Origin of the sequence: Vibrio methylphosphonaticus (genome assembly GCF_023634655.1) — a bacterium.
GTDB lineage: Bacteria > Pseudomonadota > Gammaproteobacteria > Enterobacterales > Vibrionaceae > Vibrio > Vibrio methylphosphonaticus.
In genome coordinates this window covers 132,746-145,525 of sequence record NZ_JAMKMS010000010.1, presented here as the reverse complement: position 1 = coordinate 145,525, position 12,780 = coordinate 132,746, and the positions used below count along the sequence as shown (strand labels likewise).

Annotated in this window: 12 protein-coding genes; 5 read left to right on the top strand and 7 right to left on the bottom strand. The window is 44.1% G+C overall.

Features of this window, described 5'->3' with window-relative positions:
* Nucleotides 1-69: 69 nt before the first annotated feature.
* Nucleotides 70-1,542, bottom strand: coding sequence for an aminotransferase-like domain-containing protein (locus M9196_RS13655; protein WP_250618076.1), 1,473 nt, complete (start codon nt 1,540-1,542; stop codon nt 70-72).
* Between the two features lie 171 nt (nt 1,543-1,713).
* Here M9196_RS13655 and M9196_RS13650 point away from each other — a divergent pair, with 171 nt between their 5' ends.
* From M9196_RS13650 to sigZ, 3 genes are all read left to right on the top strand, one after another.
* Nucleotides 1,714-2,667 carry a DMT family transporter gene (locus M9196_RS13650; protein ID WP_250618075.1) on the top strand — a complete coding sequence of 318 codons (954 nt, stop codon included), beginning with the start codon at nt 1,714-1,716 and terminating at the stop codon, nt 2,665-2,667.
* Between the two features lie 37 nt (nt 2,668-2,704).
* Nucleotides 2,705-3,640 carry an EamA family transporter RarD gene (gene rarD / locus M9196_RS13645; RefSeq protein WP_250618074.1) on the top strand — a complete coding sequence of 312 codons (936 nt, stop codon included), beginning with the start codon at nt 2,705-2,707 and terminating at the stop codon, nt 3,638-3,640.
* 190 nt (nt 3,641-3,830) lie between these two features.
* The gene (gene sigZ, locus M9196_RS13640) at nt 3,831-4,370 is read left to right on the top strand and encodes an RNA polymerase sigma factor SigZ (RefSeq protein ID WP_250618073.1); all 540 of its coding nucleotides are present in this window, start codon (nt 3,831-3,833) and stop codon (nt 4,368-4,370) included.
* 344 nt (nt 4,371-4,714) lie between these two features.
* On the opposite strand, the gene M9196_RS13635 is transcribed toward sigZ, so the two are convergent.
* From M9196_RS13635 to M9196_RS13625, 3 genes are all read right to left on the bottom strand, one after another.
* Entirely contained in the window at nt 4,715-5,863 is a 1,149-nt protein-coding gene (locus tag M9196_RS13635) for an iron-containing alcohol dehydrogenase (protein WP_250618072.1), read from the bottom strand.
* Between the two features lie 214 nt (nt 5,864-6,077).
* Nucleotides 6,078-6,416 (bottom strand): hypothetical protein, encoded by a 339-nt coding sequence (locus M9196_RS13630; RefSeq protein ID WP_250618071.1) that lies wholly within the window; start codon nt 6,414-6,416, stop codon nt 6,078-6,080.
* A gap of 255 nt (nt 6,417-6,671) precedes the next feature.
* Nucleotides 6,672-7,163 (bottom strand): NUDIX domain-containing protein, encoded by a 492-nt coding sequence (locus M9196_RS13625; protein WP_250618107.1) that lies wholly within the window; start codon nt 7,161-7,163, stop codon nt 6,672-6,674.
* A 392-nt stretch (nt 7,164-7,555) separates the two neighbouring features.
* Here M9196_RS13625 and M9196_RS13620 point away from each other — a divergent pair, with 392 nt between their 5' ends.
* Both M9196_RS13620 and M9196_RS13615 read left to right on the top strand, forming a co-directional pair.
* Entirely contained in the window at nt 7,556-9,199 is a 1,644-nt protein-coding gene (locus M9196_RS13620; RefSeq protein WP_250618070.1) for a mechanosensitive ion channel family protein, read from the top strand.
* A gap of 270 nt (nt 9,200-9,469) precedes the next feature.
* On the top strand, nt 9,470-10,324 hold the full coding sequence (locus tag M9196_RS13615) for an SMP-30/gluconolactonase/LRE family protein (protein ID WP_250618069.1): 855 nt from the start codon (nt 9,470-9,472) through the stop codon (nt 10,322-10,324).
* A gap of 43 nt (nt 10,325-10,367) precedes the next feature.
* Here the strand turns inward: M9196_RS13615 and M9196_RS13610 are convergent, their stop codons facing one another.
* The 3 genes from M9196_RS13610 to M9196_RS13600 form a co-directional block, all read right to left on the bottom strand.
* Nucleotides 10,368-10,613 (bottom strand): hypothetical protein, encoded by a 246-nt coding sequence (locus M9196_RS13610; protein ID WP_250618068.1) that lies wholly within the window; start codon nt 10,611-10,613, stop codon nt 10,368-10,370.
* 564 nt (nt 10,614-11,177) lie between these two features.
* On the bottom strand, nt 11,178-11,846 hold the full coding sequence (locus M9196_RS13605; protein WP_250618106.1) for a carbonic anhydrase: 669 nt from the start codon (nt 11,844-11,846) through the stop codon (nt 11,178-11,180).
* Between the two features lie 375 nt (nt 11,847-12,221).
* A complete protein-coding gene (locus M9196_RS13600; protein WP_250618067.1) occupies nt 12,222-12,719 on the bottom strand; it encodes a GNAT family N-acetyltransferase in 498 nt (165 codons plus the stop codon).
* Nucleotides 12,720-12,780 lie beyond the last annotated feature (61 nt).

Below are 12,780 nucleotides of genomic sequence, written 5' to 3'. Positions count from 1 at the left end.
AATGGTTGTATTAAAATCGAACTTTTTTATCTGTTTACGACAGTGGCATGCTGAGCTTAGTGGGCAGGATCATGAGATTATTTGAGCGGCATTTTGAGTTCGCTGTTGTTCAAGAATTGTGACAAAGCGGTGGATCCCCCTTATCCATGCTTGATTATCATGAAAATTGGCGACATTAAAACGTAGACAGTGTGCGTATTGTCCCTTACTGCCAAATAATGTCCCAGGCAGTACCGATACGCCCTGTGTTAAGCATTGTGCATAAATTCGCTGACTGTCGTAATGGGTAGGCAGTGTTAGCCAGCATAGAAAAGAACCGGTAGGGCTGGTGAGTGCATACTCATCAAGAAAGTGACTGTCTAAGCGTTGACGTAGTAGGGTAATAAAATGGGTCAGATTATGTTGATAATGACGGGTCATACGGCGAACATGTTGCTTATATTTACCCGTGGCGAGAAACTCCCCAACAGCGGATTGTATAAGATTCTGACTGCCCATATTGTCACTAATGAGTGAGCGCTCTATATGATGATGGTATTGCCCGGCGATTAGCCAGCCAACTCTAAGACGAGAGTCCAACGTTTTTGACAAAGATGTGCAGTAAATGACTCTCCTTTGTGTGTCGAGTTGCTTGAGCGATGGAATGGAGGCGTTGTTGCCCAGCGCGCCAAAGACATCGTCCTCAATGATCGGAATATTGCCGCTGTTTTCGAGCAGTTGCTGACGAGCGTCTAGTGGCATTAAGGCCCCTGTTGGATTGGTATAGTTTGGGGTCACAACGATAGCGGCAACAGGCCATTGCGCCAGAGCGGATTGCAGCGAAGGAACATGCAGGCCAAATTCCGGTGAGCTTGGGATCTCCAGCGCTTTTAGGCCTAATGATTCAAGCATTAATAAGATACCGAAATAGCAAGGAGACTCTACCGCGACGGTGTCTCCGGACTGGGTAACGGCTCGTAAAGCCTGGCTGATGGCTTGTTGCGAGCCATTGGTCACAAACACCGATTCACCTTGAAGGTTAATGCCTTGGTCAATGGATAATTTCGCTATTTGTTTGAGTAGTTTTTCGTTCCCTGGTGGGAGTTGATAGTGGCTAGGGATGTGAGACTGTGCTCGGCTGTGGCGACCGATTTCTGCGTACAGGCTACTAATTGCAGGTCCTTCCGTGTTTGGGTGAGCTGAGCCTGCTGGCATTAGCAGTGTTTCCCGAGATTGACCGAGAATTTCTTTAGTCATTGATAGTAAGTCGACGGTTGTGGGGACAGTTTCTACCTGTGTTGAAATAGAAAACTGCGCCAAGCCGCCAAGAAATGAACGATGTACAACAAAGCCTGAACGGTCATGGGCGATAATTTTACCTCCGGCTTCTAACTCTTGATATGCCCGAATGACGGTGTTTTTCGCCACTCCTAGCTTAGCGCTGGTGGAACGGATTGATGGAAGTTTATCGCCCACATTCAAACCTCCGCTTTGTATGAGCTTATTGATATATTCTTCAACCGCTTTATATCGTGAGACGGCTTTGGTTTCTGTCACAGACATAATCATTCCTTAACGTGGCAGTGGAAACATAGCGACGCAACTATGGCAACGGACTTTTCAAGTCACGTGATAATTAACTGTACCCATAAAATAAAAGCAAACTGTATCTTACCGTTCATTTTGTACCCTGTTAATTTAGCACTATCATGGAGTGAATGACTAGGCTATATCATGTTAAAACAAGCTATTCCTTTTATTTTTGTTGTGCTTTGGGCATCGGGTTTTGTCGGCGCTAAAATTGGGTTGGTGTACGCTGAACCTGCCACGTTATTAATCATTCGAATGGTGGGTAACGTCGTGTTTTTTTCAGTGCTTATTATTTTGCTTAAGCGCTCGATACCTAAAGGAAAAGCGCTACTACACTCTGGTGTCGTCGGCATTCTAATCCATGGTTTTTATCTCGGTGGCACCTATGAAGCCATTAAATATGGGATGCCAGCAGGATTAAGTGCGCTATTAGTTGGCATTCAGCCACTTTTGACGGCGATTATTGTCACGAGTTTTGCTAAGCAGGTTTTAAAACCTTCTCAGTGGCTTGGTTTAGTTATCGGGTTTATCGGTATTGGGTGTGTGTTGGTGGGTAACATCCATTGGCAAGAAGGGAGTGAAAAGCTTGCTGCCTTTGTTTTTGTTTTTGCGGCGTTGTTAGGCATTACTTTTGGGACGCTTTACCAAAAGCGTTTTTGTCAGGGAGTCGATATGATTGGTGGAGCGATGACGCAATATATTGCCGCCGCGATGTTATTCATTCCAGTAGCGTTAATGACAGAGACTCGAGAAGTGAATTGGACGTGGGCGTTTTCATTGACCATGTTATGGCTGGTGGTCGTGTTATCTGGTGTCGCGGTATTATTGCTACTTTATATGGTAAAGCATGGTGAGTCTTCTAAAGTTGCTTCAGTCTTCTATTTAGTACCTCCGGTTGCTGCCATTCAAGCGTGGCTATTATTTGGTGAATCCTTTGACCAATTTGGTATGTTGGGCTTTGCTTTAGCCTCTGCTTCTGTCTATCTCGTGGCGAAAGCACCAAGGCTAAAGTTAAACGCGTTTTCATCCCGTGGAGATTCATTCAAAAAATATAAAAATGTCGACAAAGGCATGTCCAAGCAGTATGAAATACGATAATGTCCGAGATTATTGACACCTTATAGTAAGAATTTCCATGTTAACCCGTTTTTTAAGCTTATCCGAATCAACAAAGGGCGTTGTTGCTTCTATCATTGCTTCGTGCCTGTTTGCACTAATGCCACTCTATGTTCAGTTTCAACCGGAATTTAGTCATTGGTCTGTTGAAGGTGGGGAAGGGCATTGGATTGCCAGTCAAAGGGTGATATGGAGTGCACTCTTTATGATGCTCGTGCTCAATATTAGTGGGCGCTTTGCCCTTTTTTGGCGCGCTTTTCGTCAAACTCATCGCTGGCATAGATACCTTTTTTCAGCCTTGCTGGTGGGGCCTCAATATTGGATCTTTGTCTGGGCTCCTTTGTACGGTGAGACACTTTCTGTAGCGTTGGGTTACTTTTCTCTTCCGCTGGTATTGGTATTGGTGGGGCGATTTGTCTATGGAGATAAACTGTCCCCTCTGCAAACGGTCGCCTGTATTGTTGCTGCGGTTGGTGTGGCGTACGCTTATATGATGGCGGATGGGTTATCTTGGATTGTACTGCTGATCGCTTTAGGTTATCCGGTCTATTTTGTTCACCGTCGTTCACTCAATATCCAAAGTGATGTGGGTTTTACTCTAGACAACGTATTTTTGTTGCCATTTGCACTTAGTGCAGTGTTTTATTTGCAACCGCTGGATGTCATTCGTAACTTAGACCTATCCGTTATGGGGTATTACGTTGGCTTGGCGATTACTGGCTCTGTACCAATGCTGCTGTTTCTTTTCGCCTCGCAGTCATTATCTATGTCGCTATTTGGTCTGCTGGGCTATGTTGAACCAGTATTAGTTTTTGTCGTAGGGTTGCTATTAGGTGAGCGAGTGGCAACGGCAGATTTGCCTACTTACCTACTGGTTATGGCGGCGTTAATGATACTGGCTATAGACGGTGTGCGTCGGGCGCGCTCTCACGGTATGGTGAAAGCCAAGTCATAGCGGATTTCGTGAGTGAGTTAATATCTGGCAGTTGCGTGATGTTTATACGCTAATTTGATTTATACTCAATATTCAGGCGTTTTAATACAGAGGGTTTAACCATCATATCGTGGTTAAACCCTCTGTCATTTTGCAAGTCAGAGACTAAACTGTAAGACAAATGGAAAGAGACTATGATCGAAAAGAAACTATGATCGAAAAAATATGGGCTGATTATCAAGCTAGCCTGAAACGCTTCTTGTGGACGAAGTTATCAGACCCCGATGATGTAGAAGATGTGTTGCAAGAAGTACTGATTAAAACCTATCAAAATTTGGAAAAGCTTGAAAGTCCGGACAGCGTTAAGGCATGGCTATTTCAGATTGCGAATCGAGCGGTGATTGACTTATATCGTCGTAATGGGCGAAGTGCAGCATTAGAGGATAATTCGCTTTGGTTTGAACAAGATGAAGAAGATGCGAAAGCGCAACTGGCTCAATGTATGCAGCCGTTGGTCGACTCTTTGCCAGAGGCCTCTGCCTCATTACTGACAGCTGTGGATCTAAATGGACAATCTCAGAAGCAATTGGCACAAGAAATGGGAATTAGCTATTCAACGTTGAAATCTCGCATTCAAAAGGGACGTCGTGATTTAAGGGATACGCTTGAGCAATGCTGCCTACTCTCTTTTGATGCTAATGGCAATCTTATGGATTATCAGCCAAGAAAAAAAGGGTGCGACAACTGTTAGGGCGTTACGTTATGAGGCTGCTAGGGCTAGGTTAACGATAACTCGCGCGTTAGTGACGGCTTCTATTTGATTTTATGGTGGTATTAAATGATGTTAAGCCCATGGTAGTAAGCATTTACATTGTAAATCTATTTTGCGATAAATGGTCTCGCCTTGTAATGTCTTGTTTAGATTGGACCAAGAGGTGAGTGAGTCAGGCCTACTCAACATCGCGTTTGATGTAAGCCTGACTGAATATCTTAGTGATGACTTAAAGACTTAAAGACTTAAAGATGCTTGTGCGTTAAGAAAGCACCATCTTCTCTTACTTGTCATGCCAATCACTAAGAGGCTCTATGCAATACTTACATTGCGGTCTCGAATATCGCCATGATTTCTTCTTTTGACGCTTGTTTTGGATTCGTCATGCAGCAAACGTCTGTCAGCGTGCTTTCTGCCAACGCTGAAATATCGGCTGATTTCACGCCAATTTCCGTTAAATTGGCAGGGATACCGACCAAACTCGCTAAATCAGCCATTGCATCAATAGCGCAAAGCGCGGCTTCTTCAGCGGCCATGCCAGAAACGTCTCTTCCCATCGCGACAGCAATATCACGGAATTTTTCAGGGCAAGCCGTATAGTTAAATCGCTGCACGTGCGGTAGTAATACGGCATTACAAATGCCGTGAGGCAGGTGGTAGGTCGCGCCAAGTTGATGTGCCATAGCGTGGACATAACCTAACAACGCATTGTTAAACGCCATACCTGCCATAAACTGTGCGTAAGCCATTTGCTCACGAGCTTCTAAGTTTTCGCCATTTTCGATGCATAGCGGTAAATTAGTGTGGATCATCTCTATTGCTTTGAGCGCAACGGTATTAGTGATTGGATTTGCTGCCGTAGAAACATACGCTTCAATGGCGTGAGTTAATGCATCCATACCAGTTGCGGCAGTAAGAGATTTAGGCATCGCGAGCATCAGTTGCGGGTCATTAACTGAAATAAGCGGCGTGACTTTTTGATCAACAATCGCCATCTTGATTTGGCGAGCTTCGTCAGTGATTACGCTGAACATTGTCATTTCTGAAGCAGTACCAGCGGTAGTATTGATTGAAATCAGTGGGAATGGTGCCTGAGCCGCTTGGTTAATACCTTCGTAATCTTGGATCTTACCGCCATTCGTGGCAACCAGTGCAACACCTTTTGCACAGTCATGCGGAGAACCGCCACCGACAGAAATAATCAGGTCACAGTCGTTATCGACTAAGTGGCTTAAACCTTGCTCAACGTTGTCAATAGTTGGGTTTGGTTGAGTGCCATCATAGACTGCAAATGAGATATCACGCTCTGCCAACAGGTTGGTAATTTGAGCTACGACGCCGATTTTGTTTAGCACTGCGTCTGTGACGATCAGTGCTTTTTTAAATCCTTGTTGCTCAATAATATCGATGGCTTGTGTTAAACACCCGTTACCTAACAAGTTTGTAGATGGGAGGATAATAGTACTGCTCATTTGAATGCTCCTTGCTATTCGTCATGATGAATATATGGCGTAAGCTAACACGGAGTTTTTTTGAATTTTATGACTTACGTCAATGAGAACAATGCCGCATATTTAGTGAGCATTTTTACTTAATTAAATAAAATCATACACTTAACTTGTATTTTGGTCGCTACATCAAGCTGAGTGGATAGTTTGCCTGCTCAAGTATAAGTAAATCGGATGGTTAACTGAGGCTCAGATCACCTAATGTGACCTTTGATAACGCGTTGTAAGCCATATTCGAGTTGTGAACAATTTGCGCCGCGCCTTCGAGTTCAAACCCTAACTCTAACGATTCTTTCGTGCGTTCATCGACCTTGTTTAATAATTGAATGCAAAACGATACGTCGTCATTGGACCCTTTTATAGAGTCTAATAATTGCAAACTCATTAATTGGTCGGCGAGTTTTCTTACCGTCACTTCTAAATCATAAGCGTCTTCAGTGCGGCAAATTTGTTGTTGGTATTTCTCTAGTAATTTTAATGTGATGACAAGGTGTTCTTGTAGCGTCAACTGATCCATGTTTTTACTTATCCTAATTAGAAACGAAAAGGTGTTTAACTGTCTATGATAAACACCAGTGTCGTTCATAAAATGTTCACATGCAGGAAACAATTGAGTAACGCGACCTATATCCCATTTTAAGTTACTTGTTTCATATTGTATGCTGAAGTAAATGGATCTATCACGCGTAACCTGTTAGGCGCAGGAGCCGATGAATCAATGAAGCCTAAGTCAAATAAGGAAGCCTAAGCTAAATAATGCAACGAACCCAACCTAGCCAATAAAGCCTTTCAGTTTTGCCAGTCCCCAAGCGCCAGTCGTGACGATATCTTGAATGTCACCAGTAATGATCATGGCCTCAAATTCTTCAATAGAAAATGATTGCGTGATTAAATCTTCTTCCTCGATATCAAGATCACGTTGTGTTTGGGTCAATTCCGTTGCGATATAGATGTGACAAGTCTGTTTTAGGAAACCATAGGCGATGAGCTGTTGACCCACGGCAACCATGCTGCCAGCTATTAATCCGGTTTCTTCTTGAAGCTCACCTTTTGCCAGAGTCAGTGGATCAACGTCAGGATTAGACTCCCAAGCTCCTTGGGGAAGCTCCCAGTATCGAGCACCAACGGAGTAGCGATACTGCTGTACTAGGTGAATATACCCATTATCAATGGCGATGATCACCGCGCAGTCTGGCTTTTCTACTACGCCGTAAATCCCTTCTGCGCCACTTTCTCTTTCAATTTGGTCTTCTCTAACGGTCATCCATGAGTTTTGATAGACGACTTTCGAACTTAGGGTCTTGATGGACACTACGATTGCTCCTTTTCGTTATCACTAAAACGTCCGTCGATACTTTTGCAGCGAATAAGGGCTACGTTGAATCTACGGGTGTTATGAGAGAGTTGATATATTCTATGCTGATACAGCCACCTGCTCAATAACGGTTCCGTTTAGTTGCTATTTGAAGTAGTTGCTATTTAAGGTTCCGCTACGACAGCCATTTAGCATCCATTAGATAGAGGCAAATAACGATAATCAAAGCGATATCACAGTTAAGTGGAAAGGTAGTTATGAATAGGCAGAAATGACGAGGATTTCTACTAATTTACAGAGTACAAGTTTGAAATCAAGTAGAGTGGGTTGGAGTGATAAATATGATGCAATGGATGATGAAATGGGTGTTATGCCTGGCAATGGTAGCATTTCAAAGCGTGGCTCAGAGTTCATTTCCATTAGCACCGCCAGATACTAGCTCGCCAAGTGCGACGTACCATAGTTATTCAGAATTGGTTGAGGAAGCCAATCAAACCCTACAACAGGCGATTGAGTCGTCAAACACAATGACGGATGCTGAAAAGCAACATATCTATAGTCTTTTTGATAAGGCGACACAAACGTTTGATCTATCGGGAGTACCGGCTTCCAGCCACCACCGGGTTGGCGTTGAGTCCGTTATGTTGTTAAAAGAGATCCTCGACCGTTTGCCTGTGTTCGATCTGAAGACGATTCCAGTCAATCAAGATAGCGTTAGATGGCGTGTCCCCAATTCGAACATTGAAATTGTAAAGACCCCAGATGGGCAATTCTTATTCTCAAAGCGTACGGTTAATCAGCTATTTGAGTATTATTCGCTGGTGCAGCACTTACCAAGTCGTGATGGGATGGCGGTGGATTACTACCAATATTACTCACTAAGTGCGGGTCGCCTAATCCCACCAAGTTGGTTTGAATACATTGAAGCACTACCGAAGGGTTTTATGCAGGAATTCGCCGACCAAGCGGTATGGCAATGGCTTGCCATTATGGTGGTGAGTGCGTTGCTTGCAAGTTATTCTTTTATTGTCTATCGCCACGTTAAGCGCACTATGGTAAAGCCTATGCTGATGGCCATAGGAGTATTTGGTTATATTTGGGTTGCGGATTATCAGCTCAATCTAACGGGCAGTGTCATGAACCTCATCAATATTGTCGGTGAACTATTACTTTGGCCGTTAGTGGCACAAGTCGCTTATATGCTAGGTGCGTCAACGTGTAAGTGGCTACTTGGTAGTGGGCAGCAAGATAATGGATTGCGCAGAAGTTTGAGGCAAATTACAGGCACCATTATTGGTACTTTGTGCGCGGTAGGTGTACTGGGTTTTGGTTTGCATCGTTTAGGAGTACCTGTTTATGGCATTGTTACTGGCTTAAGTTTGGGGGGGATGGCCATTGCGTTGGCGATTCGCCCTACGATGGAAAATCTAATCGGCGGAGTGATCTTGTTTATGGATCGTTCGCTCTCAGTCGGGGACTTTTGTGCGGTAGGGACTATATCTGGTGTGGTTGAGCAAATAGGTGTACGTTCTACCCGAATTAGGGCAAAAGATCGTACACAGGTAACCATTGCTAATGGGGATTTGGCTAAAATGCAGATCATTAACTTTAGCCGACGAGATAGATATCCATTTCTGGTTAAGTTGGGGCTGCGCTACGAGACGCCGATGGAAACTATGGTGCAGATCACTCGAGGTATTCAGCAGGTTTTGTCCGCTCATGAGTCAGTATTAGAGTCGCCACTGCGCGTTCATTTCTCTGCTTTTAGTGACTACAGTATGGACATAGATGTGTTCGCACACATTGACACATCCGACAGGGAAACGTTCCTAACTATTCAACAGGGGTTGTTGGTGGAGATTAATGCCGTGATTGTCGAGCATAATGCGAAATTTGCCTTACCTTCGAATACGACTTATTTAAACCCAGACAATTTGGCTCAAATGACAACGCCACGCAAGGTCGCGAATGATACGGTTCAGTGATGTGCGAAGTAAGACGATATAACCGCGCGCGTTGTACCCGTTAATTACGCGATTTCTGCAGGTAAACCGAAAATGCTGCTAGCTCCAGTCCTGACTTTTTGTTAAAAAGAGCAGATAAAAATGAGAGTGCACCGCCAAGTTATCTTCGCATCATCGTTTGTGTGCTAATCAGCATAGCGAACGTACTAATTCGCATAGTTAGCGTATGAATCTGCATAACTGGCGTGTACTCAATAAATCCCAATTGAAAAATAGCAAAAGGACATAGGCGTGCAACCCAATATTCAGTTCGAAAAATTTGTAGACCTAGATTTTGACCTTGCCGAATGCCCTCGATGGGATTGGCGCAATGATTCTTGGATGTGGGTAAACATCTGCGATGGAGAGTTATGGCGAAATAAAAACGGTGAAAATGAAAAGCTCGAATTCGGTGAGCCGATTGGCTGTTTTGCTTTGTACGGTGAGCAGGGCTTCATTGTGGCATTAAAATCAGGAATGTACCTTGTTGATGGTTGGAGCAGTGAGAAAACCTCGCTAGCGCCGCTGGTTTCTGAGTACCCGAGAATGCGCTACAACGATGGGCGCGGTGCACCAGGTGGACGTTTTGTAGCAGGCACTCGTAATGGCGCAAAAGTTGGCGACCAAGGTCAGTTCCACCAATTGAATCTTGATGGCAGCATTGAAGCGTTACCTATGTTTGCATGGACTTGTAACGGCTTAGCGTTTTCTCCTGATGGTCAGTGGTTATATTGGGCAGATACTGGGTCAAGTAAAGTTTATAAACATAGCTATAATCCACAAACGGGTGAATATGGCGAGCAGGAACTGCTTTGTGATCTTGAAGGTTATGCTGGTCGACCAGATGGCGCAAGCGTGGACGTAAACGGTAACTACTGGGTTGCGATGTATGCTGGACAGTCGGTAGTACAAATTTCACCTCAAGGTGAGGTTATGCAGGTTGTTAGCCTAGAATCTGAGAACCCTACGATGGTGGGTTTTGGTGGCGAATCAATGTATGATCTGATGGTGACGTCTGCTGCGGGTGAGAATGAGAAAGGTCAGTTGCTTATTGCTAAAGGAGTCGTTGAAGGCTTGAAAGAGTCTCTGGTTACTGTCGCGCTATAAGCTGCTGTGAATGACGTAAACAGCGATACTTTGCTATCGCTGTTTAAGAGGTCATTAATAGCCGTTGTTTTTCCGTTCTGTTCATCTCACTTAAATCATCTTCCGTAATGTATTTTTTGGCTACTACGTTACCGGACACAACTAAGTGTGAAATGTAATCATGCCTAGGTGATGACGGCATATTGCTCCACAAAAAGTCCGCCTTTGTGGTGTCTGAAAATTGGATATTTAGCACGATAGCGTCTTGCTCATCTCTTACGTCATAGACGTTAATTTCGCATTGCCTCATGGGGTCACCTCTTTATTTAGTGGACGCACTTCGCTTCGTGAACTCACTAACGTTAAATCAAAACAAGTAATAGAAGAATGCGCTCTGGTGTTTCCCTCGTCAGCTTCTCAATACTGCAACATGTTCTCACATTCGTTAACGTTCAGGTTACGCGTAATCCGTACGGTAAACTTTGAATTACTTCTAAATGCCTCAACTTTGTGTTCTAAAATTGGCTAATTTGGAATGTATCTCTTAAAAAATCACCACTAAGTGATGCTTTTACCGGTAATTTCTAAAATCTATTCTGCATTTGGAAATCTTAATCTTATTTGTAAAAGTAGTTAAATATCGAGAACGAGTGTTTCATCCTTACTTAGGTTGGAAGCGTTGGTGGTGGTTGCAAATGATATTTGGGGGTCACCAAGAGGCATGTATTGGTCAAGAGGTAAGCGTGGGCAATATAGATGTTGACCGAAAGAGAAACGCTAAGCAAAGGTGAGTGTTGAGTAAGCGATGTAGCGCCGATGATTTAGAAATGAGAACGGTATGGCTCACCAAAATGGCAAACCATACGAAACTTTATTATTGAAGCACTTTTCTTGCGTGGATAGGTTGCACAGGTCTCGCGTTATTACCCATGATAGTTTTTAGCTGATCGATTTCTTGTTGATCTGCGGTTTGTTTGTCTTTGAGTACAAACCAACGAACGCCTTCGCTGCACGGTGGTGTGGTTAGGGAGCCACTAAAGCGATAATAGCTACGCACTCTAGGAAGAAGTGAATCCAGGGCAATAGATGCTGAGGGTTCTATCGTTTGGCTGTTGTTTGGGATGCTAGACAACACTTGCTTTAGCGCACTGTCTTCTCTTAATCCTGCTTGGTAAAAAACGCTGACGACGGCTAAGGCGTTATCGCTATTAGCATGGACAAAATGCGCCTCTAGCGGCGAATGTTCACCATTAAGCGTATTTTCTGACGGGGTATGGAAGTGGAACTGTTTGAGCGCAAAGGTATCACCATCGATACTGAGCGTATTGTCTCCAGAGACATTCACTTGCACGGTGTGCCCGTTGTTCACGATGTCAGAGACTTGCCCTGAATAGTTCATAGCGAGGTTGGTTAGTGAGGCATCAACGGTGACGTTGTTATTGATGTCTATAGGGCTCTGATTTTTGCCCTCAGAGCAGGTTGCACTAATTGCCCCCCAGCTATCAACACCATGTTCGCCTTGATACCCCCATTCAGATGCCATTGTAATTGATGGGGATAATAGTGCCCCCACGGTGATAAAAGCAAATAAACGGGTTCGATGGGGTGCGGTACGTGTCTTCATACAGTCTCCTTATCTTTGTTGAAATAGTGAGCAAATAAGCCCAGTTCCTTTGGATGTGCAAGCGTGGTCACGAGTTCACGACATGTCGTCATTTTATAAAGTAACAAAGACTAAGGGATTTATTTATGTATGCCATCGATTGACTATGGAGTTGTGAGACTAGTCCAATTTTATGCAACGAGTTTGTTTTGCTAGGCTCAGGTCACCCTGAGTGACAAGAGAGGCGCCTTTAGGAATAAGTCCCCACGAGAGGAGGGGACAGGGTTGGTGTGATTTTTAGACGCGGTGCCGGGATTAAAGTTGGTCTTTCAGACGCGCCATGTAGTAGGTAGAAATGAATTCGCCGTCACGTAATACGGAGCAGAGTGCTTCACCTTCAATTTCAAAACCGTACTTAGTATACAGGGCTATCGCCGCTTTATTGTCCGCATTGACTTCAATTTGCACGCGCTGAACATTTAACCAATTGTCGGTCAGCTCCAAGACGGTATCGATTAACCGACTACCTATACCCATACCATGAAAGTCGTCATGCACGCCGATCCCAAAACTGGCGCAGTGTGCCGTTCTTGGTCGTTGTGAATGTTCAAGACCTATATTACCGACGATTTTTCCATCTAGCTCAGCGACAAAGCTATATGTGCCCGTAGGCATGTTTTTCAGGCGCTCTTGCCACATACTAATGGAAGGGAAAGGGAGCTGAAGTGTTTCGCGCTGTGCTTTAGGTTGAGAGTAAAGTTGCGTTAGGCCCTCGGCATCTCTAAGTTCTGTCGGTCGGATAAGGATATTCATGCTCATGCCCTAGTATTGGATGGTAATGATATAACTAATTGATTTTAGTTGTTTATGCAAT

Bases quoted from the DNA above. Each gene is read 5' to 3' on its own strand.
- M9196_RS13655 (WP_250618076.1), bottom strand. From the start codon at position 1,542: ATGTCTGTGACAGAAACCAAAGCCGTCTCACGATATAAAGCGGTTGAA.
- M9196_RS13650 (WP_250618075.1), top strand. From the start codon at position 1,714: ATGTTAAAACAAGCTATTCCTTTTATTTTTGTTGTGCTTTGGGCATCG.
- rarD (WP_250618074.1), top strand. From the start codon at position 2,705: ATGTTAACCCGTTTTTTAAGCTTATCCGAATCAACAAAGGGCGTTGTT.
- sigZ (WP_250618073.1), top strand. From the start codon at position 3,831: ATGATCGAAAAAATATGGGCTGATTATCAAGCTAGCCTGAAACGCTTC.
- M9196_RS13635 (WP_250618072.1), bottom strand. From the start codon at position 5,863: ATGAGCAGTACTATTATCCTCCCATCTACAAACTTGTTAGGTAACGGG.
- M9196_RS13630 (WP_250618071.1), bottom strand. From the start codon at position 6,416: ATGGATCAGTTGACGCTACAAGAACACCTTGTCATCACATTAAAATTA.
- M9196_RS13625 (WP_250618107.1), bottom strand. From the start codon at position 7,163: ATGACCGTTAGAGAAGACCAAATTGAAAGAGAAAGTGGCGCAGAAGGG.
- M9196_RS13620 (WP_250618070.1), top strand. From the start codon at position 7,556: ATGATGCAATGGATGATGAAATGGGTGTTATGCCTGGCAATGGTAGCA.
- M9196_RS13610 (WP_250618068.1), bottom strand. From the start codon at position 10,613: ATGAGGCAATGCGAAATTAACGTCTATGACGTAAGAGATGAGCAAGAC.
- M9196_RS13605 (WP_250618106.1), bottom strand. From the start codon at position 11,846: ATGGCATCTGAATGGGGGTATCAAGGCGAACATGGTGTTGATAGCTGG.
- M9196_RS13600 (WP_250618067.1), bottom strand. From the start codon at position 12,719: ATGAATATCCTTATCCGACCGACAGAACTTAGAGATGCCGAGGGCCTA.